The organism is Streptomyces mirabilis, from assembly GCF_039503195.1.
Classification (GTDB): Bacteria; Actinomycetota; Actinomycetes; order Streptomycetales; family Streptomycetaceae; genus Streptomyces; species Streptomyces mirabilis_D.
On the sequence record NZ_JBCJKP010000001.1, the window covers coordinates 2,718,726 to 2,742,642 of the forward strand.

23 protein-coding genes and 1 rRNA gene are annotated in these 23,917 nt (G+C 69.1%); 10 read left to right on the plus strand and 14 right to left on the minus strand.

The features are described from left to right. Positions 1 to 277 precede the first annotated feature (277 nt). Positions 278 to 1,803, minus strand: a 16S ribosomal RNA gene (locus AAFF41_RS12960). Positions 1,804 to 2,464: 661 nt separating this feature from the next. Further along, entirely contained in the window at positions 2,465 to 3,106 is a 642-nt protein-coding gene (locus AAFF41_RS12965) for a DNA-3-methyladenine glycosylase (protein WP_060902231.1), read from the minus strand. Positions 3,107 to 3,342: 236 nt separating this feature from the next. Between AAFF41_RS12965 and AAFF41_RS12970 the strand changes: the two genes are divergently transcribed. The 3 genes from AAFF41_RS12970 (at position 3,343) to AAFF41_RS12980 (ending at position 5,366) form a co-directional block, all read left to right on the plus strand. Next, the gene (locus tag AAFF41_RS12970; RefSeq protein WP_054230566.1) at positions 3,343 to 4,128 is read left to right on the plus strand and encodes a sporulation protein; all 786 of its coding nucleotides are present in this window, start codon (positions 3,343 to 3,345) and stop codon (positions 4,126 to 4,128) included. 39 nt (positions 4,129 to 4,167) lie between these two features. Further along, entirely contained in the window at positions 4,168 to 4,701 is a 534-nt protein-coding gene (locus AAFF41_RS12975) for a YbhB/YbcL family Raf kinase inhibitor-like protein (protein ID WP_319748053.1), read from the plus strand. 158 nt (positions 4,702 to 4,859) lie between these two features. Then, on the plus strand, positions 4,860 to 5,366 hold the full coding sequence (locus AAFF41_RS12980; RefSeq protein ID WP_054230568.1) for an HNH endonuclease: 507 nt from the start codon (positions 4,860 to 4,862) through the stop codon (positions 5,364 to 5,366). 80 nt (positions 5,367 to 5,446) lie between these two features. On the opposite strand, the gene AAFF41_RS12985 is transcribed toward AAFF41_RS12980, so the two are convergent. The 3 genes from AAFF41_RS12985 to AAFF41_RS12995 form a co-directional block, all read right to left on the minus strand. Continuing rightward, positions 5,447 to 6,382 (minus strand): SPFH domain-containing protein, encoded by a 936-nt coding sequence (locus AAFF41_RS12985; RefSeq protein WP_054230569.1) that lies wholly within the window; start codon positions 6,380 to 6,382, stop codon positions 5,447 to 5,449. 131 nt (positions 6,383 to 6,513) lie between these two features. Then, the gene (locus tag AAFF41_RS12990) at positions 6,514 to 6,948 is read right to left on the minus strand and encodes an NfeD family protein (protein WP_054230570.1); all 435 of its coding nucleotides are present in this window, start codon (positions 6,946 to 6,948) and stop codon (positions 6,514 to 6,516) included. A gap of 73 nt (positions 6,949 to 7,021) precedes the next feature. Continuing rightward, on the minus strand, positions 7,022 to 7,813 hold the full coding sequence (locus AAFF41_RS12995) for an ABC transporter ATP-binding protein (RefSeq protein WP_054230572.1): 792 nt from the start codon (positions 7,811 to 7,813) through the stop codon (positions 7,022 to 7,024). A 121-nt stretch (positions 7,814 to 7,934) separates the two neighbouring features. Between AAFF41_RS12995 and AAFF41_RS13000 the strand changes: the two genes are divergently transcribed. Beyond that, positions 7,935 to 8,723: a hypothetical protein gene (locus tag AAFF41_RS13000; protein ID WP_319748055.1), complete on the plus strand. Its 789-nt coding sequence runs from the start codon at positions 7,935 to 7,937 to the stop codon at positions 8,721 to 8,723. A gap of 266 nt (positions 8,724 to 8,989) precedes the next feature. On the opposite strand, the gene AAFF41_RS13005 is transcribed toward AAFF41_RS13000, so the two are convergent. The 3 genes from AAFF41_RS13005 to AAFF41_RS13015 all read right to left on the minus strand — a co-directional run bounded on the left by AAFF41_RS13005 (position 8,990) and on the right by AAFF41_RS13015 (position 11,195). Beyond that, positions 8,990 to 9,235 (minus strand): chaplin, encoded by a 246-nt coding sequence (locus tag AAFF41_RS13005; protein ID WP_319748057.1) that lies wholly within the window; start codon positions 9,233 to 9,235, stop codon positions 8,990 to 8,992. 156 nt (positions 9,236 to 9,391) lie between these two features. Next, the gene (locus tag AAFF41_RS13010) at positions 9,392 to 10,033 is read right to left on the minus strand and encodes a response regulator (protein ID WP_054232215.1); all 642 of its coding nucleotides are present in this window, start codon (positions 10,031 to 10,033) and stop codon (positions 9,392 to 9,394) included. Next, complete coding sequence (locus AAFF41_RS13015; protein ID WP_319748059.1) at positions 10,026 to 11,195, minus strand: GAF domain-containing sensor histidine kinase; 1,170 nt, start codon at positions 11,193 to 11,195, stop codon at positions 10,026 to 10,028. Before AAFF41_RS13015 ends, AAFF41_RS13010 begins: the two co-directional genes overlap by 8 nt. A gap of 188 nt (positions 11,196 to 11,383) precedes the next feature. Here AAFF41_RS13015 and AAFF41_RS13020 point away from each other — a divergent pair, with 188 nt between their 5' ends. From AAFF41_RS13020 to AAFF41_RS13030, 3 genes are all read left to right on the plus strand, one after another. Continuing rightward, positions 11,384 to 12,079: an SDR family NAD(P)-dependent oxidoreductase gene (locus AAFF41_RS13020; protein ID WP_319748061.1), complete on the plus strand. Its 696-nt coding sequence runs from the start codon at positions 11,384 to 11,386 to the stop codon at positions 12,077 to 12,079. Then, the gene (locus tag AAFF41_RS13025; RefSeq protein ID WP_319748063.1) at positions 12,076 to 13,161 is read left to right on the plus strand and encodes an S-adenosylmethionine:tRNA ribosyltransferase-isomerase; all 1,086 of its coding nucleotides are present in this window, start codon (positions 12,076 to 12,078) and stop codon (positions 13,159 to 13,161) included. Before AAFF41_RS13020 ends, AAFF41_RS13025 begins: the two co-directional genes overlap by 4 nt. Positions 13,162 to 13,461: 300 nt before the next feature. Then, a complete protein-coding gene (locus AAFF41_RS13030) occupies positions 13,462 to 14,220 on the plus strand; it encodes a transglycosylase SLT domain-containing protein (protein ID WP_343323983.1) in 759 nt (252 codons plus the stop codon). 84 nt (positions 14,221 to 14,304) lie between these two features. Here the strand turns inward: AAFF41_RS13030 and AAFF41_RS13035 are convergent, their stop codons facing one another. After that, entirely contained in the window at positions 14,305 to 16,809 is a 2,505-nt protein-coding gene (locus tag AAFF41_RS13035) for an ABC transporter ATP-binding protein/permease (RefSeq protein WP_319748068.1), read from the minus strand. 241 nt (positions 16,810 to 17,050) lie between these two features. Between AAFF41_RS13035 and AAFF41_RS13040 the strand changes: the two genes are divergently transcribed. Next, on the plus strand, positions 17,051 to 18,811 hold the full coding sequence (locus AAFF41_RS13040; RefSeq protein ID WP_343323984.1) for a streptophobe family protein: 1,761 nt from the start codon (positions 17,051 to 17,053) through the stop codon (positions 18,809 to 18,811). A gap of 111 nt (positions 18,812 to 18,922) precedes the next feature. Continuing rightward, the gene (gene serB, locus AAFF41_RS13045) at positions 18,923 to 20,134 is read left to right on the plus strand and encodes a phosphoserine phosphatase SerB (protein WP_168490330.1); all 1,212 of its coding nucleotides are present in this window, start codon (positions 18,923 to 18,925) and stop codon (positions 20,132 to 20,134) included. A 93-nt stretch (positions 20,135 to 20,227) separates the two neighbouring features. On the opposite strand, the gene AAFF41_RS13050 is transcribed toward serB, so the two are convergent. The 4 genes from AAFF41_RS13050 to AAFF41_RS13065 form a co-directional block, all read right to left on the minus strand. Beyond that, entirely contained in the window at positions 20,228 to 20,746 is a 519-nt protein-coding gene (locus tag AAFF41_RS13050; RefSeq protein ID WP_054232223.1) for a SixA phosphatase family protein, read from the minus strand. 65 nt (positions 20,747 to 20,811) lie between these two features. Continuing rightward, positions 20,812 to 21,027, minus strand: a complete 216-nt coding sequence (locus AAFF41_RS13055; protein ID WP_054232224.1) for a hypothetical protein — start codon at positions 21,025 to 21,027, stop codon at positions 20,812 to 20,814. Between the two features lie 180 nt (positions 21,028 to 21,207). Beyond that, positions 21,208 to 21,321 (minus strand): SGM_5486 family transporter-associated protein, encoded by a 114-nt coding sequence (locus AAFF41_RS13060; RefSeq protein WP_097284109.1) that lies wholly within the window; start codon positions 21,319 to 21,321, stop codon positions 21,208 to 21,210. Between the two features lie 47 nt (positions 21,322 to 21,368). Then, on the minus strand, positions 21,369 to 22,685 hold the full coding sequence (locus AAFF41_RS13065; RefSeq protein WP_319748072.1) for a CynX/NimT family MFS transporter: 1,317 nt from the start codon (positions 22,683 to 22,685) through the stop codon (positions 21,369 to 21,371). A 99-nt stretch (positions 22,686 to 22,784) separates the two neighbouring features. Here AAFF41_RS13065 and AAFF41_RS13070 point away from each other — a divergent pair, with 99 nt between their 5' ends. Next, positions 22,785 to 23,480: a FadR/GntR family transcriptional regulator gene (locus AAFF41_RS13070; protein ID WP_075026115.1), complete on the plus strand. Its 696-nt coding sequence runs from the start codon at positions 22,785 to 22,787 to the stop codon at positions 23,478 to 23,480. A 9-nt stretch (positions 23,481 to 23,489) separates the two neighbouring features. On the opposite strand, the gene AAFF41_RS13075 is transcribed toward AAFF41_RS13070, so the two are convergent. After that, positions 23,490 to 23,834: a hypothetical protein gene (locus tag AAFF41_RS13075; protein WP_097284111.1), complete on the minus strand. Its 345-nt coding sequence runs from the start codon at positions 23,832 to 23,834 to the stop codon at positions 23,490 to 23,492. Positions 23,835 to 23,917 lie beyond the last annotated feature (83 nt).

Here is a 23,917-nt window from a genome sequence, read left to right on the forward strand (position 1 = left end):
ACCACCCATCACCCCGAACCTTCCGGATCGAGTGCACTGGGGCCGGCACTGAAGGCAGCCAACAATCGGCCGTGCCCTCAGACACCCAACAGCGTGCCCGGCAACCCCCGCCACTCATGATCAGCTTTCCACGCCCCGAAGAGCAGTACTCACAGCCTGAGATGACTGAAGATGCCGAATAATCAACGTTCCACCCATGAGCAACCAGCATCAGACATTCGCCGATGTACTGGCCTCTGACCTCACCCCGGAGGGATCGGTAAGAAGTGCTCCTTAGAAAGGAGGTGATCCAGCCGCACCTTCCGGTACGGCTACCTTGTTACGACTTCGTCCCAATCGCCAGTCCCACCTTCGACAGCTCCCTCCCACAAGGGGTTGGGCCACCGGCTTCGGGTGTTACCGACTTTCGTGACGTGACGGGCGGTGTGTACAAGGCCCGGGAACGTATTCACCGCAGCAATGCTGATCTGCGATTACTAGCAACTCCGACTTCATGGGGTCGAGTTGCAGACCCCAATCCGAACTGAGACAGGCTTTTTGAGATTCGCTCCGCCTCACGGCTTCGCAGCTCATTGTACCTGCCATTGTAGCACGTGTGCAGCCCAAGACATAAGGGGCATGATGACTTGACGTCGTCCCCACCTTCCTCCGAGTTGACCCCGGCAGTCTCCTGTGAGTCCCCATCACCCCGAAGGGCATGCTGGCAACACAGAACAAGGGTTGCGCTCGTTGCGGGACTTAACCCAACATCTCACGACACGAGCTGACGACAGCCATGCACCACCTGTACACCGACCACAAGGGGGGCACTATCTCTAATGCTTTCCGGTGTATGTCAAGCCTTGGTAAGGTTCTTCGCGTTGCGTCGAATTAAGCCACATGCTCCGCTGCTTGTGCGGGCCCCCGTCAATTCCTTTGAGTTTTAGCCTTGCGGCCGTACTCCCCAGGCGGGGAACTTAATGCGTTAGCTGCGGCACCGACGACGTGGAATGTCGCCAACACCTAGTTCCCACCGTTTACGGCGTGGACTACCAGGGTATCTAATCCTGTTCGCTCCCCACGCTTTCGCTCCTCAGCGTCAGTAATGGCCCAGAGATCCGCCTTCGCCACCGGTGTTCCTCCTGATATCTGCGCATTTCACCGCTACACCAGGAATTCCGATCTCCCCTACCACACTCTAGCTAGCCCGTATCGAATGCAGACCCGGGGTTAAGCCCCGGGCTTTCACACCCGACGTGACAAGCCGCCTACGAGCTCTTTACGCCCAATAATTCCGGACAACGCTTGCGCCCTACGTATTACCGCGGCTGCTGGCACGTAGTTAGCCGGCGCTTCTTCTGCAGGTACCGTCACTTTCGCTTCTTCCCTGCTGAAAGAGGTTTACAACCCGAAGGCCGTCATCCCTCACGCGGCGTCGCTGCATCAGGCTTTCGCCCATTGTGCAATATTCCCCACTGCTGCCTCCCGTAGGAGTCTGGGCCGTGTCTCAGTCCCAGTGTGGCCGGTCGCCCTCTCAGGCCGGCTACCCGTCGTCGCCTTGGTGAGCCACTACCTCACCAACAAGCTGATAGGCCGCGGGCTCATCCTTCACCGCCGGAGCTTTTAACCCACCCAGATGCCCGGGCAGGTGTTATCCGGTATTAGACCCCGTTTCCAGGGCTTGTCCCAGAGTGAAGGGCAGATTGCCCACGTGTTACTCACCCGTTCGCCACTAATCCACCCCGAAGGGCTTCATCGTTCGACTTGCATGTGTTAAGCACGCCGCCAGCGTTCGTCCTGAGCCAGGATCAAACTCTCCGTGAATGTTTTCCCGTAATCGGGACGACACCACGAGAGCGGAACCGAAGGGAGGAATAATCCCCACGGTTCACAGCATCCTCGCTGTGCGCCCACCGAGACCATGCCCGGCAGGACTTTTTCAAAGGAACCTCGCCCCAGCCGATCGGCCGGAGACGGGGTATCAACATATCTGGCGTTGATTTTTGGCACGCTGTTGAGTTCTCAAGGAACGGACGCTTCCTTTGTACTCACCCTCTCGGGCTTTCCTCCGGGCGCTTCCCTTCGGTCCTGCTGTCCTGCCTTTGTTCTTGCGTTTCCGACTCTATCAGACCGTTTCCCGATCCGATTTCCTCGGCGCTTTCCAGGTTTCCGCTTCCGCGTTTCCCTTTCCGGCGGTTCCGACTCTATCAGACTCTTTCGTGTCCGATTCCCTGTCGGAGAGGGATTCTGTCTTACGGCTTTGAATGCTTTCGCTTCGCGGCCTTTCGACATTCACTACGCTAGCCGATTCCCTCGGCAACTCATAATCGAGTTCCGCGGGCTGCAATTCGGGCATGCAGGCACGCCGAATTGACCCCCGCTGAGGGGAAGTCGTAGGTAGTGGGTTGGCCACTTCCGGCTGCAGGCTGAACGCCGTACCCGGGTCAAGCGGCTCGGGCTACATTACGGACCCCCCAGGGACGCGTCAAGTTGAGCGACGGCGTGGCGTATGGGCCCGATAAGGGCTGACGGTGGGGTCGTTCGCGACCCAGAAGCGCCAGGGGTGGACGCCCCCGTCGCCGGCCACTCCCGTACGCGGACCGTTGCGTACCTGGTCGGAGCGGACGGGGGTGCCCGTCAGGAGGGTCAGCGGGGAGCCCTCGGGACCACAGGCGTCGGCGCCGTCGAGGGCCCTGTCCACGCCGAGGGCCGTGGCCAGGCGTGCGGGCCCTTTGGCCAGTTCCTTGTCATTTCGGGCCGAGAGTCGACGTTTGCGAGCGAGCTCGGCGCCCTCGATGATCTCCCCGGCACGGAGGAGGACCCCGCTCGGGTTGCCCTCGGGACCACACACCAGGTTCATGCAGAACCACATGCCGTAGGTGAAGTAGACGTATACATGCCCAGGCGGACCGAACATCACGTCATTACGGGCCGTGCGGCCGCGATAGGCGTGGGAGCCGGGGTCGTTCGGGCCGTCGTACGCCTCCACCTCCGTGAGACGGAGCTCGATCGGACCGTCCGGTGTCGTGCGCACGAGGATGCGCCCCAGCAGGTCGGGGGCGACCTCCAGTACGGGGCGGTCGAAGAAGTCCCGGGTGATGGGCGTACGGTCAGGGGCCGCGATCATGGCGTACGAGCGTAGTCCAGTCGCCCGGACGGATGCGGCCGGGTGAGGGACTGTGCCGTACGGGTCCGCACGAGTGTGTGTCCGTGCGGACCTGTGCGTGTCTACGGGTGGTCAGGGAGCGTCCTCCTTGTAAGGGTGAGGGCGCGGAACCGGCCGCGGTCGGATCGCGTTTGTAGGGATCAAGGATCCAGACGGATGTACGACGGAGCACAGGCGTTGCCTGGGGAGGAAGAAACATGGGGTTCAAGCGGCTGCTTGCGAGCCTGGGAGCCGGTGGGGCTTCGGTCGAGACGGTGCTGACCGAGGTCAACGTCGTTCCGGGTGGTGTCGTGCAGGGTGAGGTGCGGATCCAGGGTGGGTCCGTGAACCAGGCCATCGAGGGGCTGTCGGTCGGGCTCCAGGCCAAGGTCGAGGTCGAGGGGCACGACGACCAGGAGTACAAGCAGGACATCGAGTTCACCAAGCTGCGGCTCGGTGGGGCCTTCGAGCTGCAGGCCGGTGCCGTGCACGCCGTTCCCTTCGGGCTCGAGATCCCGTGGGAGACGCCGATCACCACGATCGACGGGCAGGCGCTGCGGGGCATGCACATCGGTGTGACCACCGAGCTGGAGATCGCGCGTGCCGTGGACTCCGGTGACCTGGACCCGATCAACGTGCATCCGCTGCCGGCGCAGCAGGCGATCCTGAACGCCTTCATCCAGCTGGGCTTCCGCTTCAAGAACGCGGACATGGAGCGCGGTCACATCCGGGGCACCCGGCAGAAGCTGCCGTTCTACCAGGAGATCGAGTTCTTCCCGCCGTCGCAGTACCGCGGGCTGAACCAGGTCGAGCTGAGCTTCGTCGCGGACGACCACGAGATGGACGTCATCCTGGAGATGGACAAGAAGCCGGGCCTCTTCAGTGAGGGCAGCGACTCCTACCGCTCCTTCCGGGTGGGGCTGCACGACTACCAGGGCACGGACTGGGCCGCGTACCTGAACCAGTGGCTGTCCGAGGTCGGCAGCAAGCGCAGCTGGTTCTAGGCTCGGGTCGAGAGATTCCACCGTTCAGGAGGTTCTGACGTGACCGAGCTCAAGAGGCCGCCGCTTCCCCATGACTTCCATCCGCCCGTTCCGGCCTTCACGGTCATCAGTGAGGACGTCGAGCCGGGCGGGGTACTGAAGGACGCTCAGGTCTACGCGGCCGGGAACACCTCGCCGCAGCTGAGCTGGGAGGGCTTCCCGCCGGAGACCAAGAGCTTCGCCGTGACCTGCTTCGATCCGGACGCCCCGACGGGGAGCGGGTTCTGGCACTGGGTGGTGTTCGACATTCCCGCTTCGGTGACGGAGCTGCCGACGGGTGCGGGCAGCGGCAAGTTCGAGGGGCTGCCGGAGGGTGCCGTTCAGGTGCGCAACGACTACGGGTCCAAGGACTTCGGTGGCGCCGCGCCGCCGGCCGGGGATCCTGCGCACCGGTATGTGTTCACGGTGTACGCCGTGGATCAGGAGAAGCTCGGTCCCGACGCGGAGGTGTCGCCGGCCGTCGTGGGATTCAATCTGCGGTTCCACACGCTGGCGCGCGCCCATCTGATGGGAGAGTACGCGTCGCCCGCGTAAAGCGGTGAAGACTCACGTTCACTGAACGTTTGCCCGCCTCTGGTCTTGGAAGTGATCAGGGGCGGGCATTTTTATTGCGTTGTCCATCTCGGCGTGCCCGGCCAGAGTTGATCCAAGCCCGCCAGGGGGTGGGCCGGTGCGCACGGGAGGTGGGCTGGATGCGGGACACGCTGGTTCTGAACGCGAGCTTTGAGCCGCTGTCGACGGTGACGTTGAACCGAGCCGTCGTTCTGGTGCTGCAGGACAAGGCTGTCGTCGAGCAGGCCCACCCCGAACTCCGTATGCGCGGCGCCGCGCTGGACATACCCGTGCCCCGAGTCATAAGGCTGTGCAGGTATGTAAGGGTGCCTTTCCGAAGACAAGCGCCGTGGTCGAGGCGCGGTGTGCTGATACGCGACCGGCACAGGTGCGCGTACTGCGGAAGGCGGGCGACGACGGTCGACCACGTGGTGCCGCGCGCGCAGGGCGGCCGGGACTCCTGGCTGAACACGGTCGCGTCCTGCGCGGAGGACAATCACCGCAAGGCGGACCGGACTCCGGAGCAGGCGGGTATGCCGCTGCTGCGGCAGCCGTTCGAGCCGACGCCCGCGGACGCGATGCTGCTGGCGCTGGGCCGTGACGACCTCGACGCCCTCCCGGAGTGGCTGGCCCAACCCGCAGCCTAGACCCGGCGGTTCCTACGACGATGGGGCCCACCTCCGCCGAAAGGCAGGAGGTGGGCCCCATCGTCGTAGGGACCAGGGCGTCAGTCGGTGACGGACGGCTTCTCGCGGCGCTCGGTGCCCGCGTTGCCCGAACCGCCGCCCATGGGGCCGAAGTTGCCCATGGCACCGCTCAGGCCCTTGAGGGCGTCGCCGATCTCGCTGGGCACGATCCAGAGCTTGTTGGCGTCGCCCTCGGCGATCTTGGGGAGCATCTGGAGGTACTGGTAGGCGAGGAGCTTCTGGTCGGCGTCGCCGGCGTGGATGGACTCGAAGACCGTACGGATGGCCTGGGCCTCGCCCTCGGCGCGCAGGGCGGCGGCCTTGGCCTCACCTTCGGCGCGCAGGATCGCGGACTGCTTCTCACCTTCGGCGGTGAGGATCTGCGACTGGCGGATGCCTTCGGCGGTGAGGATCGCGGCGCGCTTGTCACGGTCGGCGCGCATCTGCTTCTCCATCGAGTCCTGGATGGAGGTGGGCGGTTCGATCGCCTTGAGCTCGACGCGGTTGACGCGGATGCCCCACTTGCCGGTGGCCTCGTCGAGGACGCCGCGCAGGGCCGCGTTGATCTCCTCGCGGGAGGTGAGGGTCCGCTCCAGGTCCATGCCACCGATGATGTTGCGCAGGGTGGTGACGGTGAGCTGCTCGATCGCCTGGATGTAGCTGGCGACTTCGTAGGTGGCGGCGCGTGCGTCGGTGACCTGGTAGTAGATGACCGTGTCGATGTTGACCACCAGGTTGTCCTGAGTGATCACCGGCTGCGGCGGGAACGGCACGACCTGTTCACGCAGGTCGATGCGGTTGCGGATCGAGTCGATGAACGGGACCACGATGTTCAGGCCCGCGTTCAGGGTCCGTGTGTAGCGGCCGAAGCGCTCCACGATGGCCGCGCTGGCCTGTGGGATGACCTGGATGGTCTTGATCAGGGCGATGAATACCAACACCACCAGAATGATCAGGACGATGATGATTGGTGCCATCGATGCTCCCCGTACCCTTCTCCGCCTCGGTATGTCCGAAAGATCTTATGGTTGTTGAAGATCTTGCTCGACGAGTCTGACAGACCGTCGTCTGCCACGTGGGGCGTTCGGTTCACTTGCGTCGCACGAGGTCACATCACAATCGCCGTGGCTCCTTCGATGTCCACGACATCCACCTCCTGGCCCACTTCGTAGGCCTGTTGGGCGTCGAGGGCGCGCGCCGACCAGATCTCTCCGCCGAGTTTGATCCGGCCGTCGCCCGAACCGTCCACCCGTTCCAGGACGATGGCCTGTTTCCCCTTCAACGCCTCCACTCCGGTGGCGAGTTGGGGCCGCTGGGCGCGGTGCCGGGCCGCAACGGGTCGTACGACGGCGATGAGGGCGAACGAGACGACGGCGAAGACGAGCACCTGAAGGACGACATCGCCGCCGAGGCCCGCTGTCACCGCCGCCGCTGCGGCGCCGAGGGCGAGCATGCCGAACTCCGGCATCGCGGTCACCACGAGCGGGATGCCCAGCGCGGCCGCGCCGACGAGCCACCACACCCATGCGTTGATGTCGTTCACATGGTCATGGTAGGTCCGCGGGCCGGGCGCGGACAGGGCGCAGATCGGTGGAGAAGGAGCTCGTACCCGATGTTCAGGACATCGGCAGCCCCTGTGCGGTCCAACGCTCGCCGTTCTGCTCGACGATGAGCGGCAGTCCGAAGCAGAGGGAGAGGTTGCGCGAGGTGAGTTCGAGTTCGAGCGGGCCCGCGGCGAGCACCTTGCCCTGACGGATCATCAGGACGTGGGTGAAGCCGGGAGCGATCTCCTCGACGTGGTGCGTGACCATGATCATGGAGGGGGCGATCGGGTCGCGGGCGAGGCGGCCGAGGCGGCGGACGAGGTCCTCGCGGCCGCCGAGGTCGAGGCCCGCGGCGGGCTCGTCGAGCAGCAGCAGCTCGGGGTCGGTCATCAGGGCGCGGGCGATCAGGGTGCGCTTGCGCTCGCCCTCGGAGAGCGTGCCGAACCGGCGGTCCAGGTAGTCGCTCATGCCGAGGCGGTCGAGGAAGGCGCGGGCGCGCTGCTCGTCGATGTCCTCGTAGTCCTCGTGCCAGCCCGCGGTCATGCCGTACGCGGCCGTCAGCACGGTCTGCAGGACGGTCTGGCGCTTGGGGAGCTTCTCGGCCATGGCGATACCGGCCACGCCGATGCGCGGGCGCAGTTCGAAGACGTCGACCTTGCCGAGGGTCTCGCCGAGGATGGTGGCGGTGCCCTGGCTGGGGAAGAGATAGCTGGAGGCGAGATTCAGGAGGGTCGTCTTTCCGGCGCCGTTCGGGCCGAGGATGACCCAGCGCTCCCCCTCCTTGACCGACCAGGAGACCTGGTCCACCAGAGCCCGGCCCTCTCGGACCACGGACACGTCCTCCAGCTCCAGTACATCGCTCATGAGCGCGTTGTCTCCCATTGCAGTCTCGGCCGTCGCTTACGTCTGTGGACGCAGCCCCCAGGGAAAACCTACGCCACCGGTTGGCCCCTCCCATCCATCGGTCGGTCCTTAGGGTGGAGGCATGCTCTCGGAACCACGCTCAGGACGCCTGGCCGCATGGGGAAATGCCCTTTTGGCCGGACTTGTTTCGCCGGATGACGCGGCGCTCGCCATCGTCGGTGAGGACGCGGTGCACCGGGTCGAGGGGCTGCCGGGTGAGTCCGGGCCCGTCGGGCTCACGCTCGCCCTCGGCCGGCTTCGCGCGCTCGGGGTGAAAGGGCTGCGGGTCGCGCTGCCCGCGCCGGGGCATCCGCTCGGGTTGAGCGGGCCGCCGGACTTCAATGCGCGCGCCCTGGACGCGGAGGAGGCGGTGGTCTGCCACGGGGCGGCGCTCGGGCTCGTTCCCGAGGTGTACGAGGCCGGGCCCGAGGGTGATGTCCATGTCGAGGTGGTGTGGCACTGCCTCGCCGTGCGGGAGGCGCCGCCGGCGGATGTGCCCTCGCTCGGTGAGGCCGAGCGGGAGCTCGCGGAGGCGTTGCGTGAGGCGACGGAGGTGTTGTCGCGGCTCGACGTGGCGGGGTCGGGGCCGGTCGCCGAGGCGGCGGTCGACGCGTACCGGGCACGGGCCGAGCGGGGGCGGGAGGTGTTGGCGCCCGGGTATCCGCCGCGTGCGGTGCGGGTGCTGGAGCTGGCCCAGCGGGTGGGGTTGCTGATCTCCGTCGCGTCCGAGAACGGGCATGGCGGGGCGGTGAGTGCGTCCGAGATTTCGGCGCGGGCGTTGGCGTTGCGGCCGGTTGAGCGGACGGCTCGGCGGGCGCAGGTGGCGGCGTACAACGCGTTCGTGGAGGAGCGGGAGCGGGGGGTTCGCTGAGGTCTGTTTGCGCCCCCGCCGCCCCTCCCCTCCCCCAAGCTCTCGACTTCGCTCGAGCAGGGGAACCCCACCTCCCGTCCCTGGGGGCTCCGCCCCCAGACCCGCCGGGTGGCTTCTTTGACTGCGGGTGAGTGGGGCTGGGCGCGCAGTTCCCCGCGCCCCTGGGGGGCGGAGCTGCGCCCCGGCCCCCTGCCCCCCGGAAGGACACGGCAGTCGGCCTCCCAGGAGAGTCCTGGGAGGCCGGTGGGGTGGTGGGGGTGTGGGTCTCAGTGGTTGAGGCCCAGGTTGCCGAAGGCCGGGTTCAGGAGGCCGATGACGTTCACGCTGTTGCCGACCGCGTTCACGGGGATGTGGATCGGGGCCTGGATGACGTTGCCCGAGACGACGCCCGGGGAGCCCGCGGCGTTGCCGCCCGCCCACGCGCCGTCCGTCGCGGACGCCATACCGGCACCGGCGGCGACCAGCCCGCCGGCCACCATCGCGACAGCCGTGGCCTTCTTCAGGTTCTTCACTTCTGAGCCCTCCCTAGCGATCACCGCGGCAGTCGCCGCGGCACGCACTGGAGAACGGCCGAGAACCCCGGAGGATGCGCCATCCGGGTGACATACACACGACGGTATGAATCTCAGCCCGGAGCGGAACCCTCCGAGTTGCCGCCGCGCGGGCGATCAGCCCGCCGCCCCATGGCGTACGGCCCAGAGCGCGGCCTGTGTGCGGTCGGCGAGGTCGAGCTTCATCAGGATGTTCGAGACATGCGTCTTGACGGTCTTCTCGGAGAGGACGAGCGCGCGTGCGATTTCCCGGTTGGAGCGGCCGTCCGCGATCAGGCCGAGCACTTCGCGCTCCCGTTCGGTGAGCGAGCCGCCTCTCCCCTGACCCGAGTTGGCCTCCTCCTGGGACAGCAGGACGCCCGCCACCTCGGGCTGGAGCAGGATGTGCCCGGCGTGCACGGAGCGGATGGCTCCGGCGAGAGCGTCGGGGTCCACGTCCTTGTAGACATAACCGGCGGCGCCCGCGCGCAGGGCCGGGACGACCGTGCGCTGTTCGGTGAAGCTGGTGACGATCAGCACGCGCGCGGGGTTGGCCAGCTCACGGAGCTTGCGCAGCGCGTCGATGCCGTCCATGCCCGGCATCTTGACGTCCATGAGCACGACGTCGGGCTTCAGCTCCTCGGCGCGGGCGACCCCTTCGGCGCCGTCGGACGCCTCGCCCACGACCTCGATGTCGTCCTGCACTTCGAGAAAGGTGCGCAGACCCCGGCGGACCACTTGGTGGTCGTCGACGAGCAGCACCTTGATTGCGTCAGCCACCAGGGACCTCCATCTCGATCGTGGTGCCCTTTCCGGGCGCCGATTCCACGCTGAGGGTGCCGCCGACCCCGCTCGACCGGTCGCGCATGGAGACGAGGCCCAGGTGGCGTCCCGCGGCGCGGACCGCCGTGGGCTCGAAGCCGCTGCCGTCGTCACTGACGCGCAGGACGGTGCCGGTGCCGCGCTTCTCCAGGGTGACATCGACGCGGCCGGCTCCAGAATGCCGCAGCGCGTTGTGCAGGGCCTCCTGGGCGACGCGCAGCACGGCCTCCTCCTGGGCGGCGGGCAGCGCCCGCACCCCGTGGCCGGCGAAGGTCACGCGCGCGGAGTGGGCGCGGTCGAGGACCTGTATCTGGGTGCGCAGGGTGGCGACCAGGCCGTCCTCGTCGAGGGCGGCGGGGCGCAGCTCGATGACGGCGGCGCGCAGCTCTTCGGTGGCCTCCGCGGCGAGCATGGCCACCTGGTGCAGTTCGCCCTTGGCGCGTGCCGGGTCGCGGTCCACGAGGGCGGCGGCGGCCTGTGCGGTCAGGCGCAGGGAGAAGAGTTTCTGGCTGACGGCGTCGTGGAGCTCGTGGGCGAGCCGGGAGCGCTCCTCGGCGATGGTGAGCTCGCGGCTGCGCTCATAGAGGCGGGCGTTGGTCAGGGCGATCGCCGCGTGCTGGGCGAGGATGGTGAGGAGTTCCTGGTCGTCCTCGGTGAAGCCGCAGCCGCCGTCCGGCGCGGAGCAGTCCTTCTGGTTCTCCTTCGTCCTGTTCTTGTTCGCCAGGAACAGGGCGCCTATGACCTCGTCGCCGTCGCGGATCGGCAGGCCCAGGAAGTCGGACATGTCGGGGTGGGCGGCGGGCCAGCCCTCGAAGCGGGGGTCCTTGCGTACGTCGGCGAGGCGCTCGGGGCGGGCCTCGTGCAGCATCGCCGCGAGGATGCCGTGCTGGCGCGGAAGCGGGCCGATGGCCTTCCACTGGGCGTCGCTGACGCCGTCGACCACGAACTGGGCGAATCCTCCGTGGTCGTCGGGCACACCGAGCGCCGCGTACTGCGCGTCGAGCAGCTCGCGGGCCGAGGCGACGATCGTCTTGAGGACGTCGCGCACCTCGAGGTGCCTGCTCATGGCAAGCAGCGCGGAACTCACCGCGTACAGACCGGACCGGGGGCCTTGGCTCATGTCCCCAACGTACCGGCGGGGTGTGACAGTGCGTATCCGACCTCTGGTGGCGGCTGTCTAGGCCGGTGGGCCTAGGGCGAAGGGCCCCAGGTCATTGGGGCCCGCGCACGAGGCGGCGGGGGCGGCCGGGTTCCTACGTTGAAGGCACCCGCCCGGAGCGGCGGTGCTGGGACGAGGGGACGGACGTCATGCCGGTAGCGATCATCACGGGTGCTTCGAAGGGGCTGGGGCGGGCGCTGGCCGCGGCTCTGGCGGAGCGCGGCTGGGATCTGGTCCTCGACGCGAGGACCGCGGGAGTGCTGAAGGAGACGGCGGCGGCGCTGTCCGCGTACGGGACCCGGGTGGAGGCGCTGCCCGGGGATGTCGGGGACGCCGGGCACCGCGCCGGGCTGGTGGCGGCGGCGCGCGGGCTCGGCGGCGTGGACCTGCTGGTGAACAACGCGAGCGCGCTGGGCGCCGAGCCGCTGGTGCGTCTGGAGGATCTGCCCCTGGACGGGCTGCGCCATGCCCTGGAGGTCAACGTGGTCGCGGCGCTGGGCCTGGTCCAGGAGGCGCTGCCGCTGCTGCGGGCCGCGCCGGCCGGCGCGGTCGTCGCCGTCAGCTCGGACGCGGCCTCGGAGGCGTACGAGACGTGGGGCGGGTACGGGGCGTCGAAGGCCGCCCTGGACCATCTGGCGGCCGTGCTCGGCGTGGAGGAGCCCGGGCTGCGCGTGTGGGCCGTGGACCCGGGGGACATGGGCACGGACCTGTACGCGGCGGCCGTACCGGACGACGGCGAGGCGCGGCCGACGCCGGACAGCGTGGTTCCGGCCTTTCTGCGGCTGCTGGACGAACGCCCTGCCAGTGGCCGCTACGGCGCTCCGGCGCTGCTGGAGGTGCGATGACGACGACCGTGCGGGTTCCGGAGGAGCGGTCGGCGCGGGTGCCGGCCGAGCAGCGCGGGCCCGGGCGGGACCGGGACTCCGTGCGGCTGCTCGTGTCGTGCGGTACGGAGGTGTCGCATCACGCGTTCGTGGAGCTGCCGCGGCGGCTGCGGGCGGGGGATCTGCTGATCGTCAACACCTCCCCCACGCTGGCGGCCGCCGTGGACGGGTGGATCGGGCACGCGCGCGTGGTGGTGCATTTCTCCACGCGGGGCGATGACGGACGGTGGGCCGTCGAGCTGCGGGATCCCGACGGAAGGGGCACCACACGTGCGCGCGCGGGGGGACCCGCGGGTACGGAGGTACGCCTTGCCGGGGACGTACGCCTCGTACTGGAGGAGCCGCTGACGCCGTACGGCTCGCGGTTGTGGTGGGGGCGGGTGTCGGATCCGGACGTGCTCGGGCTGCTGCGGCGCCACGGGCGCCCCATTCGCTACTCCTATACGCAGAGGGACCAGCCGCTGTCCGTCTACCAGACGGTGTTCGCGCTGCCGTCGGGCGACGGCGGCGGCAGTGCGGAGATGCCGAGCGCGGCGCGGCCGTTCACCGCGCGCCTGGTGGCGGAGCTGGTGAGCCGGGGCGTGCAGTTCGCGCCGATCACGCTGCACACCGGTGTCGCGTCGGCGGAGGCCCATGAGCCGCCGTATCCGGAGCGGTACGAGGTGCCGGAGGCGTCGGCCCGGCTGATCAACGCCGCGAGAGCGGGAGAGGGGCGGATCCTCGCGGTCGGTACGACGGCCGTACGCGCCGTGGAGTCGGCCGTCGACGCCGGCGGGGTGGTCCGGGCCCGGAAGGGCTGGACGGACCTCGTGGTGACCCCGGAGCGGGGTGTGCGGGTGGTGGACGGGCTGCTGACCGGGCTGCACGAGCCGGAGGCCTCGCATCTGCTGATGCTGGAGGCGATCGCGGGACGGGCGGCGATCGAGCGCAGCTACGGCGAGGCGTTGAGCGGGCTCTACCTCTGGCACGAGTTCGGGGACGTGCACCTCATCCTCCCGGAGGAAGGCCCTCACACTGAGAGTTGCTCCAGCAACTGTCGGTGAGAATTCCATAGGGCCGATGTGAGCCCGCACATAGGGCGCACATCACGTACGAAGGCGCATAGGAGATAAAGCCGGGCATAGTGAGCGGGGCAGACGTGACAGTCTGCCCCGATTTGCCCTTAGTGGGCCTACTACCTTCCGTCGTACGTCACACCTTTGCCACGGTATTTTGCGGCCGCTAAGAATGGCACCCGTCGCTCAGCACCGAGGGTTTCAAGCCCACGGCGCCAGATCCGGAAACACTCTGTCCCCCACCGGACCGGGAGCGACCTCCGCGCTATTCGAAGAGGTCCATCAGCCATGACCAAGAACACCCGCACTCCTGGCCATAGTCCGAAGCTGACGAAGCTCCACAAGCTCTCGATCGCCGGTGTCGCCACCCTCGGTGCCGCGACCCTCGCGTTCTCGCTGGCGCCGAACCACACGCAGACCACCACGAACGACGCCGCCATCTCCGCGGCCCCGGTCGTCTTCAGCCAGCAGCCGATCAAGAACGTGCAGGCCCGCCTCACCGACCAGCAGGCCGGTGCGAGCCTGAAGACCCAGGCCATCGAGGCGAAGAAGAAGGCCGCCGACGCGGCCGCCGCCAAGAAGGCAGCCGAGAACGTGCGCAAGGTGCAGGCCGCGAGCCGCTCCGCGCAGCGCCCCGCGATCGAGACGATCGCCATGAAGACGGTCGCCATGAAGACGGCCACGACGAAGACGTACGCCACGAAGACGGCCACCACGAAGACGTACGCCAACAACCTCGACGGCTGGATACGTCAGTCGCTCGACATCATGAAGCGCAGGGGCATCCCGGGCTCGTACAACGGGCTGCACCGCAACATCATGCGCGAGTCCTCGGGCAACCCGAAGGCCATCAACGGCTGGGACATCAACGCCATCAACGGGATCCCCTCGAAGGGCCTGCTGCAGGTCATCCAGCCGACCTTCAACGCGTACCACGTGCCCGGCACCTCGTGGAACATCTACGACCCGGTCGCCAACATCACGGCCGCCGCCAACTACGCGGCCGACAAGTACGGCTCGATGGACAACGTCAACAGCGCGTACTGAGGCCTGCGCGGACCTCTGACACGTATGCCGAAGGGCGGCACCCCGGTGTTGGGGTGCCGCCCTTCGGCATACGTGCGCGCGGGACTACTTGCGCATGACCTCGGGCTCGTGGCGGCGCAGGAAGCGGGCCACGAAGAAGCCGCAGACGGCGGCGAGGACGAGCAGCGCGACGATGTCCATGCCGTAGGCGGACGCCGTGTGGTTCCACAGCGGGTCCGTGCTGGACGGGTCGTCCGTGTTCGGATTGATGTTGTTGAAGTCCAGCGTGGCGCCGGCGGCGGCGACCGCCCAGCGTGAGGGCATCAGGTACGAGAACTCGTTGACGCCGATCTTGCCGTTCAGGATGAACAGGCAGCCGGTGAACACGACCTGGATGATCGCGAACATCACCAGCAGCGGCATGGTCTTCTCGGCCGTCTTCACCAGCGAGGAGATGACCAGGCCGAACATCATCGAGGTGAAGCCCAGCGCCATGATCGGGATGGAGAGTTCCAGCAGCACCGAATGGCCGAAGACCACGCCCTCGGTGGGCTTGGTGCGGCTGGTGAAACCGATCGCGCCGACCATGGCGCCCTGCAGCACGGTGACCACACCGAGCACGACCACCTTGGACATCAGGTACGCCGAGCGGGACAGGCCGGTGGCGCGCTCCCGCTCGTAGATCACCCGTTCCTTGATCAGCTCACGGACGGAGTTCGCCGCGCCCGCGAAACAGGCGCCGACCGCGAGGATCAGCAGCACCGTGGTGGCCGTGCCGTTCGGCACGTGCACGCCCGTCTTCGGGTTCACCTGCGCGTTCACCAGCAGGGTCTTGTTCGGGTCGATGAGCAGGCTCACCGCGCCGAGCACGGCCGGCAGGATCACCGTCAGCGCCAGGAAGCCCTTGTCGGACACGATCACCGACACATAGCGCCGTACCAGCGTGCTGAGCTGGGAGAACCAGCCCTGCGGCTTCGGCGGCTTCATCGCCTGCGGCGGCGTCACATTGGCCGACTGCGGAGCGACGGCGTCGATGTCCGCGGCATACATCTGGTAGTGCTGCGAGCCCTTCCAGCGGCCCGCCCAGTCGTAGTCGCGGTAGTTCTCGAAGGCCGAGAAGACGTCGGCCCAGGTCTCGTAGCCGAAGAAGTTGAGGGCCTCCTCCGGCGGACCGAAGTACGCGACCGAACCGCCCGGTGCCATCACCAGCAGCTTGTCGCAGATCGCCAGCTCGGCCACGGAGTGCGTGACGACGAGGACCGTACGGCCGTCGTCGGCGAGGCCGCGCAGCAGCTGCATGACATCGCGGTCCATGCCCGGGTCGAGACCGGAGGTCGGCTCGTCCAGGAAGATCAGCGACGGCTTGGTCAGCAGCTCCAGGGCCACCGAGACGCGCTTGCGCTGGCCGCCGGAGAGGGAGGTGACCTTCTTCTCCTTGTGGATGTCCAGCTTCAGCTCGCGCAGCACCTCGTCTATGCGGGCCTCACGCTCGGCCGTCGTGGTGTCGGCGGGGAAGCGCAGCTTGGCCGCGTACTTGAGGGCCTTCTTGACGGTGAGTTCCTTGTGCAGGATGTCGTCCTGCGGGACCAGACCGATGCGCTGACGCAGCTCGGCGAACTGCTTGTACAGGTTCCGGTTGTCGTAGAGGACATCACCCTGGTTGGCGGGGCGGTAGCCCGTGAGCGCCTTCAGGAGCGTCGACTTGCCGGAGCCCGAGGGGCCGATGACCGCGATGAGCGACTTCTCGGGAACGCCGAAGGAGACGTCCTTGAGGATCTGCTTGCCGCCGTCGACCGTCACCGTCAGATGGCGGGCCGAGAAGGAGACCTCACCGGTGTCGACGAACTCCTCGAGCCGGTCCCCGACCAGGCGGAACGTCGAGTGGCCGACGCCGACGATGTCGTTCGGGCCGAGCATCGCCGAGCCGCCCTTGGCGATCGGCTGACCGTTGACGTAGGTGCCGTTGTGCGAGCCGAGGTCGCGGATCTCGAAACGGCCGCCGGGTGTCGCGTGGAACTCGGCGTGGTGGCGCGAGACCTGGAGGTCGGAGACGACCAGCTCGTTCTCCAGCGCACGGCCGATGCGCATCACCCGGCCGAGGTCGAGCTGGTGGAAGGTGGTCGGGCTGCGGTCGCCGTAGACCGGCGGCGCCCCCGCGCCACCACCGGGTCCCTGCTGCTGCGGCACTCGCGCCGCGGGCTGCTGCGGCTGCTGGTGACTCTGCTCCGGCGTCTGCTGCGGCGGTGCCTGCTGGGCCCAGCCGGGGCTCGCGCCCTGCGCGGCGTAGGGCTGCTGCTGAGGCTGCGCGACGGCGGCAGCGGCGCCGGAGAGGTTCAGACGCGGGCCGTCGGTCGCGTTGCCGAGGTGCACGGCCGAACCGGGGCCGATCTCCATCCGATGGATCCGCTGCCCCTGCACAAAGGTGCCGTTGGTGCTGCCGTGGTCCTCGATGACCCAACTCCGGCCGTCCCAGCTCATCGTGGCGTGACGCCAGGAGACCCTGGCGTCGTCGAGCACGACGTCCCCCTGCGGATCACGTCCGAGGGTGTATGGCCTGGACGCATCGAGCGTCCAGGTCCGTCCATTCAATTCCAGTACGAGTTCCGGCACTCCATGCCCCACTGAGTTGTCCCCCGAAGTTCCCCCATCACAGGGAGTCTAGGGATGTCGAACATCGGGGGAACTATTTCAGGAGCAGCCCCCTGACCGAAAGTCGGGCCATGTGAAGAGCGCGTACGGGCGGGTTGCCCGTTTCCGTTGACGGGGTTGAAACCGGCCCGGAGAGTGGTAATCCCACGCGAGGGGGACATCCGCGGTGATGACACCGCGGCGCGGATCGGGGGGTCTGACGATGAGCATCGACACCGCGAGGCACGGCGGGCGACTGCCGTGGGGAGATGTGCTGTTGTCCGCGATCGCCTCGGTGAGCTGGGCGTTGATCGCGATGGCGGGCACGGCCGCGCTCGGTCTGCATCTGGTCAGCGCCGACGCGGCGGGCTCGCTCGGGCCGATGACCGCGGCGGTGGTGGCTCTTGGGGCCAACGGTGCGGTCAAACCGTCCGGCGACGTGTCGGCCTTCGGTCTGAAGGGAGCGGAGGCGCACACGGCCATACAGATCACGCCACTGGGTGTGGGACTCGTGGGCGCGCTCCTGCTCTCCTTCTTCTTCCTACGCTCCCTGCGCGGGGCGGGAGTTGTGATCTCGCCGTCCGAACTCCTCGCACGTGCGGGCGCGGTGGTCGTGCTGTTCGTGGCGACGCTGGGCGGGCTCGCCTGGGCCGGGCACGACATCATCACGATCGACGGGAGCAAGCTCGGCCTCGACCGGGTGACGGGCGGTGGCGGCCTCGGGAACATCACCGACAAGCTCCCCGGCGGTCTCGGGGACCTCGGCGGACTGCTGCCCGGCAAGATCGGCGACCTGGTGCAGGCGCAGGCGGCCGTGGGCTTCACCGTGGACACGGTGCCCACGCTGCTCGGCGGCGCGGCCTGGGCGGCCGGAATCCTGGTGATCGCCCTGCTCGCCTCCCGGCGCACCCCGCTGCCGCGCGGCTGGGAGGGCGTGCACCGGATGGTGCGTCCGGCCGCGTCCGCGCTGGTCACGGTGGTCCTGGTGGCGGTTCTCGCGGGCCTCGCGGCGGCGGCGTACGCGGCGATCGGCGATCCCCATCCCAAGCTGATCGCGGGCGCCGCGCTGCTGGGCGCGCCCAACGGGGTGTGGCTGGGCATCCCGATCGGCCTCTTCGTGCCCTGGGACGGCAAGGCCACCGGCGAACTCGCCAAGCTGCTCCCCCACCCGCTGGACCGGTTGCTGAGCGTCGACTCCGATCAGCCCGTCACCCTGGGCCGGCTCGCCGAACTCGACGGACGGGTGTGGCTGTTGGGGGTCGCGACCGCGGTGATGATGCTGTTCGCCGGCGTCCTCGCCGCCTCGCGTACGCCTTTTGTACGGGGGCGGGGTGCGACTTCGGTGGGAACACCGACTGCTCCCGTTGTACGAGGAGGGGGTGCCCTCGGTTTCGCCGGGCGCTGCGCTCTTCGGCTCGGCATCGTGACGGCGCTGGCGCTGCCGCTGCTGGCGTGGCTGACGGACGTGTCCGTGGACGCCTCGCTGTCGGTGTTCGGCATCGACGCGTTCGGTGCCGGAATCCGGTTGCACGGGCATCTGGGCATGGCGCTGCTGCTCGGCGCCGTCTGGGGCGCGGGCGCGGGGGCGGCGGGGGCGCTGCTGGCGTACGCGAGCGGGGCCGCGGGACGGCGGGCGGCCCCGCTGGCACTGGGTGACGCGGGTCCCCCGGTGGCCGCGCCCGCCCCTGACCTCCCCCGGGGGCCCGGACCGTACGCCCCGGGTACGCCGTACCGGCCGGCGAACCCCGACACCAATCCCTATCTGCGGCTGCCCGACGAGCTGCGGGAACCCGCCGACGGTCGGCCGTCCGAGCGGCCGCGCCCGCCCGGCGACGTGTACGGCGCGCCGACGGTCGTCCGGCCGATGATGCCGCCACCTGGGCCGCAGAAGCGGCGGCCACGGGGACGCGATGTGCCGCCTCCGCCGCAGCCGCCGCCCGGCCAGGGACCTTCCGCGCCACCGGGGCCGGGGCGGCAGAGCTGATCGTCGTTGCCGGGCAACGCGCTCGACACCGCTCCGACACCCAGTGTTCCCCGTCCGCTGGACGGACCTCAGGGGCGCAAGGCACGGGGTGCCGGATACGGTGGAGTCACCATGAGCGCTTCGCAGACCCCCGAGGTCCCCACTCTCCTCGTCAAGATCTTCGGCAAGGACCGGCCGGGTATCACGGCCGGACTCTTCGACACCCTCGCCGCCTACTCGGTCGAGGTGGTCGACATCGAGCAGGTCGTCACCCGTGGCCGGATCGTGCTCTGCGCGCTGGTGACCGAGCCGCCGGCCGGTCTGGAGGGCGATCTGCGGGCCACCGTCCACAGCTGGGCGGAGTCGATGAAGATGCAGGCGGAGATCATCTCCGGCCTCGGCGACAACCGGCCGCGCGGCCTCGGGCGGTCCCTCGTCACCGTGCTCGGGCATCCGCTCACGGCGGAGTCGACGGCCGCGATCGCCGCCCGGATCACCAAGACCGGCGGCAACATCGACCGAATCTTCCGGCTCGCCAAGTACCCGGTGACGGCGGTCGAGTTCGCCGTGTCCGGTACGGGGACCGAGACGCTGCGCACCGCGCTGGTGACCGAGGCCGCGGCGCTCGGGGTGGACATCGCGGTGGTGGCGGCGGGGCTGCACCGCCGGGCGCAGCGCCTGGTCGTCATGGATGTGGACTCGACGCTGATCCAGGACGAGGTGATCGAGCTCTTCGCCGCGCACGCCGGGTGCGAGGAGCAGGTCGCCGAGGTGACGGCGGCCGCGATGCGCGGGGAGCTGGACTTCGAGCAGTCGCTGCACGCGCGTGTGGCGCTGCTCAAGGGGCTGGACGCCTCCGTGGTGACCAAGGTGCGCGAGGAGGTGCGGCTGACACCGGGCGCGCGCACGCTGATCCGTACGCTGAAGCGGCTCGGTTTCCAAGTTGGTGTCGTCTCCGGCGGATTCACACAGGTCACGGACGATCTGAAGGAGCGGCTCGGGCTGGACTTCGCGCAGGCCAACACCCTGGAGATCGTCGACGGGAAGCTGACGGGCAGGGTCACGGGGGAGATCGTGGACCGTGCGGGCAAGGCACGGCTGCTGCGCCGGTTCGCCGCCGAGGCGGGGGTGCCGCTCGCCCAGACCGTGGCGATCGGCGACGGGGCCAATGACCTCGACATGCTCAACGCGGCCGGTCTCGGCGTCGCCTTCAACGCCAAGCCCGTCGTCCGCCAGGCCGCGCACACCGCGGTGAACTTCCCCTTCCTGGACACCGTGCTGTATCTGCTGGGTGTCACCCGCGAAGAGGTCGAGGCGGCTGACATGCACCTCGGCGACCACTAGGGCCTGATCCGCCGGACAGGCCCTAGGGCCCGGACATACGTCGACGGGGGCCCGGCACCGTACCGGTGCCGGGCCCCCGTCCCTGTCGGTGGGTTACTCGGTCGGCGCCCAGTAGTCGGTCAGCGTGCACACTCCGGGCTCCAGGGATTTCCAGGAGCCCTCGACGGAGAGCACGGCGAAGGCGCCCGTGTGGAAGCCGTGGGCGGCCATCCGGGCGCGGGTGTCGCCCTCGGCCTGTCCGGCCAGCACCTCGGTGAGTCCCTGGATACCGGGGTTGTGGCCGATCAGGACCACGTTGTGCGCGTCGTCCGGGGTCTCGTTGAGTACGGCGATCAGCTCGCCGGGCGAGGCCTCGTAGAGCCGCTCCTCATAGACGGTTTTCGGCCGGTGCGGGAGCTCGTGGACGGCGAGCTTCCAGGTTTCCCGGGTGCGGGTCGCCGTGGAGCAGAGGGCCATATCGAAAGGGATCCCGGTGTCGGCCAGCTTGCGTCCGGCGACGGCGGCGTCCTTACGGCCCCGGTCAGCGAGCGGCCGCTCGTGGTCGGACACCTGTGGCCAGTCGGCTTTCGCATGCCGGAAGAGGACAATCCTGCGGGGTTCTGCGACGCTCATGGGTCCCAGCTTCGCATGAAACACGCCACGCGGCGCTGAGAGTTGACCTGCTCTCCCGGGCGTGCTCAGGGGGTCTGGTGCAGCACCGTCTGCTGGACGCGCTCGAAGAGGTGGGTGATCGCGGGGTCGCCGCCCGCGGCGTGCGCGTCCGCCGGGTTCAGTATCAGCAGGAGCAGGGCGACGAAGGCGAGGGCGGGCAGGGCGAGGGCCCACCAGGGCAGCCGGATGTCCACGCCGCCCGGGGTCGCCGGGTGGGGCCGGGTGTGCGTACGGGCCGACATGCCGCCTCCGTGGGGCCTCGAGTGCTCCGTGGGCCGCGTCCTCGCGGCCACAACTCGAAGGTACGGATTCCCGGGCCGACAACCCATCCGGTGATCCACCCACTTGACCCTGACACTCACCCCCTAGGGGACAGGGGGGCTAGCCCCACCATCGGCGTCCCAGGGGGCCCGCGGCGGCGGTCAGGGTGAGGCGATCGAGGCGATGATGCCGATGATCACGGTGATGGCCAGCATCGCGCCGAGCACGAGCAGCAGCTTCTTCTGGCCGTTCTGGGGGTTCGGGTCGAGCGCCATACGGCCAGTCTCGCACCCTTCGTCCCCAGCTCCGGCCTCGGGGGGTCTCAGGCGCGGCGGCCGGGCGCGGCCTCGTCCTCCACCGTGCGGTCCCGGCCGGCCAGGACGCCCACCGCGATCTGCGGGATCATCAGGGCGGCCATGAGCGCGATCGGCAGCCCCCAGCCGCCGCTGTGCTGGTAGAGCACGCCCACGAGGAGGGGTCCGGGGATCGAGATCAGATACCCGGTGCTCTGCGCGAACGCCGACAACTGGGCGACGCCCGCGCCGGTCCTGGCCCGCATGCCGACCATGGTGAGGGCCAGCGGGAAGGCGCAGTTGGAGACGCCGAGCAGGAGCGCCCAGGCCCAGGCTCCGCCCGCCGGGGCGAGGTAGAGGCCCGCGTATCCCGCGAGGCCGCAGACACCGAGCGCGACCACGATCGGCCCCTGGTGGGGCATGCGGGTGGCGAGGCGCGGGATGACGAAGGCCAGGGGCACGCCCATCACCATCGTGACGGCGAGGAGCAGGCCCGCGGTGCCCGCGGAGACGCCCGCGTCGCGGAAGATCTGCGCCATCCAGCCCATCGTGATGTACGCGGCGGTGGCCTGGAGTCCGAAGAAGACGGCGAGCGCCCAGGCGGTCCGGCTGCGGGTGATGCGCAGTCCGTCGGTTTCCCGCGGGGCGGGGTCTGCCGCCCGTGTCCGCTCGCCGTCGCGGGCATCGGCGCCCGGTGCGCGAACCAGCCCGATCCACGGCAGTACGGCGGCCGCCGCCAGGCCCGCCCACACCGCGAGGCCCGACTGCCAGCCGCCGCCCAGGGCGTCGGTCACGGGCACGGTCACCGCCGCCGCGGCCGAGGTGCCCAGGGCGAGCGCCATCGAGTAGAGGCCGGTCATGGAGCCGACCCGGTCCGGGAACCATCGTTTGACGATCACCGGCATCAGGACGTTGCTGACGGCGATGCCCATTAGTGCGAGGGCGCTGGCGGCCAGGAAGCCGACCGCGCTCCCGGTGTAGGGCCGGATCGCGAGCCCTGCCGTGATGGCGACCATTCCGGCGCAGACGACCGCGCCGGGTCCGAAACGGCGGGCGAGGCGCGGCGCCATGACGCCGAAGACGGCGAAGCAGAGCGGGGGTACGGAGGTGAGCAGTCCGGCGACGCTGCCGCTCATGCCGAGCCCGTCGCGCACGTCCTCCAGGAGTGCTCCGAAGCTGGTGATGGCGGGGCGCAGGTTGAGGGCCGTGAGGACGATGCCGACCGTCACGAGCCGCGTCGCCCACGCGCGCGGGGGGTGCGATCGGGGGTCCGCGCTCTCGGCGGAACCGCGTATGGGTGTGGACGTCGTCGTCCCGGTCTCCTCGCTCACCATGAGGCCCATCATAGAATCATGGGATGATTGGCTGTCCAATCGCCTTGCGTTAATCTCCGGATTCCCCGGCCCCGCGCGAACGATCACACCGGGCCCGTACGAAGGACCGTCATGCCGCTGAGCCACCCCCGCCGTTCGGCGCTGTCCGAGCAGGTCATCGCCGAGCTGCGGAACCAGATCACTTCGGGCGAGTGGCCGGTCGGCTCCCGCATCCCCACCGAGCCGGAGCTCGTCGACCAGCTGGGCGTCGCCCGTAACACCGTCCGCGAGGCCGTCCGCGCACTGGCCCACAACGGTCTGCTCGACATCCGCCAGGGCTCGGGCACCTATGTCGTGGCGACCAGCGAGCTCGCGGGCGTGATGCACCGGCGCTTCGCCGACGCCGATCCGCGGCACATCGCCGAGCTGCGCGCCACGCTGGAGTCGAGCGCGGCGAAGCTGGCCGCCGAGCGGCGCACCGAGCGCGATCTGAAGCAGCTCGACGCCCTGCTCGTGCGGCGGGAGGAGGCCTGGGAGTCGGGAGACGCGGAGGCCTTCGTCGCCGCCGACGCGACCTTCCACCTGGCGGTGGTGGCCGCGTCCCACAACGACGTCATGACGGCGATGTACGCGGATCTGGGCGAGGTGCTGCGCGACTGGCTGCGCGAGGACGTCGGCGGGAAGCTGACGCCGGAGACGTACATGGACCACGCGCGGCTCGTCGACGCGATCCGCGCGGGGGACGCGGAGGCGGCGGGCGCGGAAGCCGGGGGCTATCCGTTCCAGTGCCGTCCGGGACGGCTCAGGCCCCTGGCCTCCGACAGCTGACGAACACGGTCACCTCTGGTGACTGACCCACGCCGACCGGACCTCCTCCCAGCAGCGGCCGGTCAGCCGGACCGTCATCGCGGGGCCCGCGTCGACCGGGTCGGTGTCGGTGTCGATGTCCCACCAGCGGTCGCACTCGATGTGCAGGGCGACCCGGTCGGTCTCCGGGTAGGGGTTGTGGCAGTACGCGGTCACGTGCGAACCCTGGACGGTGGTGCGACACTCGGCGCCGAAAGGCTGGGGGACGGGGAGTTTTCCGTGCACTACGCGCGTGTGGGGCACCGCGTCGTACGGCAGAACCATCATGAAGGCGACAGCGGCGAACACCGGGGCAAAACGGCGGGACAGGCGCACAAGGGGGACCTCCTCGGCCGTACGGCTGCGGGGCGGTGCGTAGTTCCAGCGTGCGCGGTGCGATGCCTGGGACGCCCGGCCGA

Coding starts and splice junctions, on each gene's coding strand:
- AAFF41_RS12965 (WP_060902231.1), bottom strand. CDS start 3,106: ATGATCGCGGCCCCTGACCGTACGCCCATCACCCGGGACTTCTTCGAC.
- AAFF41_RS12970 (WP_054230566.1), top strand. CDS start 3,343: ATGGGGTTCAAGCGGCTGCTTGCGAGCCTGGGAGCCGGTGGGGCTTCG.
- AAFF41_RS12980 (WP_054230568.1), top strand. CDS start 4,860: ATGCGGGACACGCTGGTTCTGAACGCGAGCTTTGAGCCGCTGTCGACG.
- AAFF41_RS12985 (WP_054230569.1), bottom strand. CDS start 6,382: ATGGCACCAATCATCATCGTCCTGATCATTCTGGTGGTGTTGGTATTC.
- AAFF41_RS12995 (WP_054230572.1), bottom strand. CDS start 7,813: ATGAGCGATGTACTGGAGCTGGAGGACGTGTCCGTGGTCCGAGAGGGC.
- AAFF41_RS13000 (WP_319748055.1), top strand. CDS start 7,935: ATGCTCTCGGAACCACGCTCAGGACGCCTGGCCGCATGGGGAAATGCC.
- AAFF41_RS13015 (WP_319748059.1), bottom strand. CDS start 11,195: ATGAGCCAAGGCCCCCGGTCCGGTCTGTACGCGGTGAGTTCCGCGCTG.
- AAFF41_RS13020 (WP_319748061.1), top strand. CDS start 11,384: ATGCCGGTAGCGATCATCACGGGTGCTTCGAAGGGGCTGGGGCGGGCG.
- AAFF41_RS13025 (WP_319748063.1), top strand. CDS start 12,076: ATGACGACGACCGTGCGGGTTCCGGAGGAGCGGTCGGCGCGGGTGCCG.
- AAFF41_RS13030 (WP_343323983.1), top strand. CDS start 13,462: ATGACCAAGAACACCCGCACTCCTGGCCATAGTCCGAAGCTGACGAAG.
- AAFF41_RS13040 (WP_343323984.1), top strand. CDS start 17,051: ATGAGCATCGACACCGCGAGGCACGGCGGGCGACTGCCGTGGGGAGAT.
- serB (WP_168490330.1), top strand. CDS start 18,923: ATGAGCGCTTCGCAGACCCCCGAGGTCCCCACTCTCCTCGTCAAGATC.
- AAFF41_RS13050 (WP_054232223.1), bottom strand. CDS start 20,746: ATGAGCGTCGCAGAACCCCGCAGGATTGTCCTCTTCCGGCATGCGAAA.
- AAFF41_RS13055 (WP_054232224.1), bottom strand. CDS start 21,027: ATGTCGGCCCGTACGCACACCCGGCCCCACCCGGCGACCCCGGGCGGC.
- AAFF41_RS13060 (WP_097284109.1), bottom strand. CDS start 21,321: ATGGCGCTCGACCCGAACCCCCAGAACGGCCAGAAGAAGCTGCTGCTC.
- AAFF41_RS13065 (WP_319748072.1), bottom strand. CDS start 22,685: ATGATGGGCCTCATGGTGAGCGAGGAGACCGGGACGACGACGTCCACA.
- AAFF41_RS13070 (WP_075026115.1), top strand. CDS start 22,785: ATGCCGCTGAGCCACCCCCGCCGTTCGGCGCTGTCCGAGCAGGTCATC.